The 4219-nt window shown below is 69.7% G+C and carries 4 protein-coding genes and 2 pseudogenes; all 6 read left to right on the top strand.

Annotated elements, in window-relative coordinates; genetic code table 11:
• Positions 1–276 (top strand): hypothetical protein (locus tag JWP64_RS29730; RefSeq protein ID WP_297503552.1); only part of this gene is annotated, 276 nt, incomplete at its 5' end.
• A gap of 99 nt (positions 277–375) precedes the next feature.
• Positions 376–1797, top strand: a complete 1422-nt coding sequence (locus tag JWP64_RS29725; protein ID WP_297503550.1) for an FAD-dependent oxidoreductase — start codon at positions 376–378, stop codon at positions 1795–1797.
• Positions 1798–1989: 192 nt separating this feature from the next.
• Positions 1990–2628 (top strand): HD domain-containing protein, encoded by a 639-nt coding sequence (locus JWP64_RS29720; RefSeq protein ID WP_297503548.1) that lies wholly within the window; start codon positions 1990–1992, stop codon positions 2626–2628.
• A gap of 28 nt (positions 2629–2656) precedes the next feature.
• A complete protein-coding gene (locus JWP64_RS29715; RefSeq protein ID WP_297503546.1) occupies positions 2657–3163 on the top strand; it encodes a DNA starvation/stationary phase protection protein in 507 nt (168 codons plus the stop codon).
• Between the two features lie 117 nt (positions 3164–3280).
• Positions 3281–3687 (top strand): annotated as a pseudogene (locus JWP64_RS29710) (transposase family protein); the annotation flags it as partial.
• Positions 3688–3903: 216 nt separating this feature from the next.
• Positions 3904–4219: pseudogene (locus tag JWP64_RS29705) on the top strand (transposase); the annotation flags it as partial.

Genomic DNA, 4219 nt, shown 5'->3' with positions numbered 1-4219 from the left:
ATGATCGACGCAAAAATCCAGACAACAGTCGCGGCGGTGTGCAACCCGATCATCTGGTGCGGGAGGGTCACCGCGGCGTTGGCCACGATGGCCGTGCCCATAACCGAGGCAGACCCGTTCGTCAGCGGCCTGCTGGCGGGGGTCGGTGACGGTGCGGTGGCCGCGCACGCGGCCTGCCTGGTCGGTGGTGGTCCGGGGCGCGGAGCGGGACGCCACAGTCGCACGGAGCGGCGCCTGACCGGTTACCGCTACCGGGCGGACCCTCACTCCTGCTAGCAGGGCAGCTGTCGCATTTCGGCCGGGCTAGCGTGATAACCGCCGGGATGAGAGTTTCTGGGAATGGTGCCGCTCCCGGCCTTCGGAGGAGCCGAGTTGATGCCGTCTACCGAGAATTACGATGTCCTTGTCATCGGCAGTGGCGAAGCGGGAAAATACCTCGCCTGGACGATGGCCGGCCAGGGCCACCGCACCGCGGTCGTCGAGCGGAAGCTGATCGGCGGGTCCTGCCCGAACATCGCCTGCCTGCCGAGCAAGAACATCATCCACTCGGCGAAGGTCCGCTCGTTCACCGGGCGCGCCGCTGAATTCGGGATCGAACTCGAGTCGGCCGCGACCAGCATGAAGGGCGTACAGGCCCGGAAGCGGGCGATGGTCGACAGCCTGCGCCGGCTTCATCTCGACCGTTACCGGGCCAGCGGAGCTGAACTCGTCATGGGCCAGGCCCGCTTCGTCGGCGAAAGAACGGTCGATGTCGAGTCGGCTGACGGCGGCGAGCGCCGGATCAGCGGCGAGCGGGTATTCCTGAACCTGGGCACGCACGCGACCGTGCCCGATCTCCCCGGCCTTGTCGCCGCCCGGCCGATGACCCACGTCGAACTGCTGGACCTCGACCGCCTGCCGGAGCATCTGATCGTCCTCGGCGGCGGCTATGTCGGCCTGGAGCTGGCGCAGGCCATGCGCCGCTTCGGCACAAGGGTGACCGTCATCGAGGCCGCACCGCAGTTGGCCGGCCGCGAGGACCCCGACGCCGCGGCGGCGATCCTCGAGCTCTTCCGCGACGAGGGGATCACCGTTCACCTCCGGACCCGGGTCCGCAGCGTCGCCGGACGATCCGGCAGGCAGGTGCGCCTGACCACCGACGGGCCGCACGGACAGGACATCGTCGAGGGGACGGACCTGCTCGTCGGCGTCGGCCGCACACCCAACACCCGCGGTATCGGGCTCGAGCGGGCCGGGGTGCAGCTGACCGAGACCGGCTACATCGCGGTGGACGAGCGCCTGGCCACCAGCGCGGCCGGCGTGTGGGCAATGGGCGACTGCGCGGGCAGCCCGCAGTTCACCCACGCGGCCTTCGACGACTTCCGGGTGGTGCACGACAACCTCAACGGAGGCAGCAGCACCACGCGGGATCGTCTGGTGCCCTACTGCATGTACACCGATCCCGAACTGGCGCGCGTCGGCTGCAACGAGTCCGAGGCCGCCCGCCGGGGCATCCGATACCGCCTGCTCACCCTCCCGATGGCCGCTGTGCTCCGGACCAGGACGCTCTCCGAACCGCGCGGGTTCATGAAGATGCTGATCGCGGCGGACAGCGACGAGATCCTCGGGTTCACCGTGTTCGGGGCGGAGGCCAGCGAACTGATGGCCGCCGTCCAGACGGCGATGATCGGCGACGTCTCCTACACCGCGCTGCGCGGGGCGATCTACGCCCATCCGACGGCAGCCGAAGGTCTCACGTACCTGCTGAGGAACACGCCCACCGCCCCGGCCCATTCGTCCGACGTTTCGGCCGCGTGAGTCGGCAACCGAGGTCGAGGTTCCGAGCCGAGAGGGGCCCCACTTGCCGTTGGCCTGGTTGAGCGCGCTGTCCAGGACCGCCCTGGCGGTCGTCTGCCGGAATCGTGTGAGGTGTCCCCGCGCACGCGGGCCCGACGCCGGCGGCGCGAACACGCTCGACATAGAACGAAACCCTACTGAAAGGCACAGCACATGACCGAGACGATCGCCGGGATCGACATCCCGGACACCAAGCTGGCCCACGAGGCCACCGAGCTGGTCCACAAGGCCAGCACCCCGCTGTTGTTCGACCACTCCCGCCGGGTCTTCCTCTTCGCGAGCCTGAAGGGACGCTACCGCGGGATCGAGGCCGACCCCGAGCTGCTCTACGTCGGCGCGATGTTCCACGACCTCGGGCTGACCGAGCACTACCGACGCACCGACCAGCGCTTCGAGGTCGACGGCGCCGACCTGGCGCGGGACTTCCTGCTCGACCACGGGCGCAGCGCCGCCGACGCCCGCGCGGTCTGGCTGGGCATCGCGCTGCACACCACCCCGGGCATTCCCGACCACCTGGAGCCGGAGACCGCGCTGGTCAGCCTCGGCGTCGAGACCGACGTGCTGGGGATGGACCTCGACCAGGTCACGGCCGAGGAGATCGCGGCGGTCGTGGCGGCGCACCCGAGGCCGGATTTCAAGAACAACATCCTGCGGGCCTTCTACGAGGGCATGAAGGATCGGCCCGACAGCACCTTCGGCACGATGAACGACGACGTGCTCGCCCACTTCGCGCCCGGCTTCACGCGTGCGGACTTCGTGGACATCATCACCGGCTCGGCATGGCCCGAGTGATCCACTGCGCTGAACCAGGAGAACCGTCATGACCAGCACCCACGCGCTGGCGTCCGGCAAGCGCTCGGACGCCGCCGTTCCCGGCTTCAACGCCTCTCCCGCGCTCGCGGCGAGCCTGCAGGCCGTGCTCGTCGACCTGATCGAGCTGCATCTGCAGGCCAAGCAGGCCCACTGGAACGTCGTCGGCCGCAACTTCCGCGACCTGCACCTGCAGCTTGACGAGATCGTCGACGTCGCCCGCGACGCGAGCGACACCATCGCCGAGCGGCTCCGCGCGTTGCACGCCACCGCCGACGGGCGCTCGGACACCGTCGCGGCCGGCACGACGCTCCCGGCATTCCCGACCGGTGAGCAGGACACCGCGCGGGTGGTGGACCTGGTGGTCAACCGCCTGCGTGCCGCTGTGGCCACCTTGAGAGGCGTCCACGACGGCGTCGACGCGGAGGACCCGACATCGGCGGACCTACTGCACGGGATCATCGAGGGCCTCGAGAAGCAGGCCTGGATGGTCGGCGCCGAGAACGCCAGCAGCTGAGGCACCGCCGGGTGGCAATGAGCTCTTTCCAACCTGCCTGAGCGGGTTCGCGGGGTGAGCGAAGCCCCTGGTAGACGGGTGATTGCCGAGATCAACTCGTCCGACCAGGAGCTTCGGCTGCTTTCCTACCCCTCGGGGATGACCGTGTGCAACCGCGCGCTGATCATGCTCGCCGAGGGCCTCCGGCAGCGGCGCACGACACTCGGGACCCGGTGGCGACGGCTCGACGCCGGCCGCCGGGCCCTGCTGGTCGTGGCCTACCTACGCAAGGGTGAGACCTACGCGGACCTGGCAGGCCGCGTCGCGGTCGGCACGACGACGGTCTACCGCTACCTGCGCGAGGCGCTGACCTGCTCGCGGCGATGGCGCCCACCCTGGCCCAGGCGGTCGAGATCGCCCGGGGCAAGGCGTTCGTCATCCTCGACGGCACCCTGCTGCGGATCGACCGGGTCGGCATGGGATCAGGCCGGGACCGGCCCTTCTACTCGGGCAAGCACAAGTGCCTCAGTGTCAGGGTGAGGTTGCCGCCAACGCGGTGGTTGGGATCCTGGCCGCTGGTGATCTGGCTCTACAAGTGCCTGCTGCCTTCGGGCTGGCGATGCCTGTGTTGTGCCGATCACCGGTGGCCAGGGCCGACCGGCGTGAGTTGATAGGAGCGTGGCAGCGCCCCCACTGAGGTGTGTCCGCCGGCCCAGCCGTCCCTCCGATGTGAGAGAGATGAGGTGACGCCATCCGTGGTGATGGTGCTGGGCGTGGACGTCCACAAGGACACCCACACGCAGCAAGCGCTGCGCACCGTGCGGGCAATGGATGCTGGGCACGAGCAGCTCGTGGCGTGGGCGCGGCGGGAGTGTCCGCACGAGCGGGTCTGGGCGGTCGAGGATTGCCGGCACGTGTCGACCCGGCTCGAGCGAGCACTGCTCGCAGCCGGGGGCAGGTGGTGCGGGTACCGCCGAAGCTGATGGCCGCTGCCCGCAGTGGTGCCCGCACGCGCGGGAAGTCCGATCCGATCGACGCGCTCGCGGTCGCCCGCGCGGCGCTACGCGAACCCGATCT

It is taken from the genome of Pseudonocardia sp. (assembly GCF_025465255.1).
Lineage (GTDB): Bacteria > Actinomycetota > Actinomycetes > Mycobacteriales > Pseudonocardiaceae > Pseudonocardia.
The sequence above is the reverse complement of the archived record's forward strand: the minus strand, read 5'-3'. Positions and strand labels throughout refer to the sequence as shown.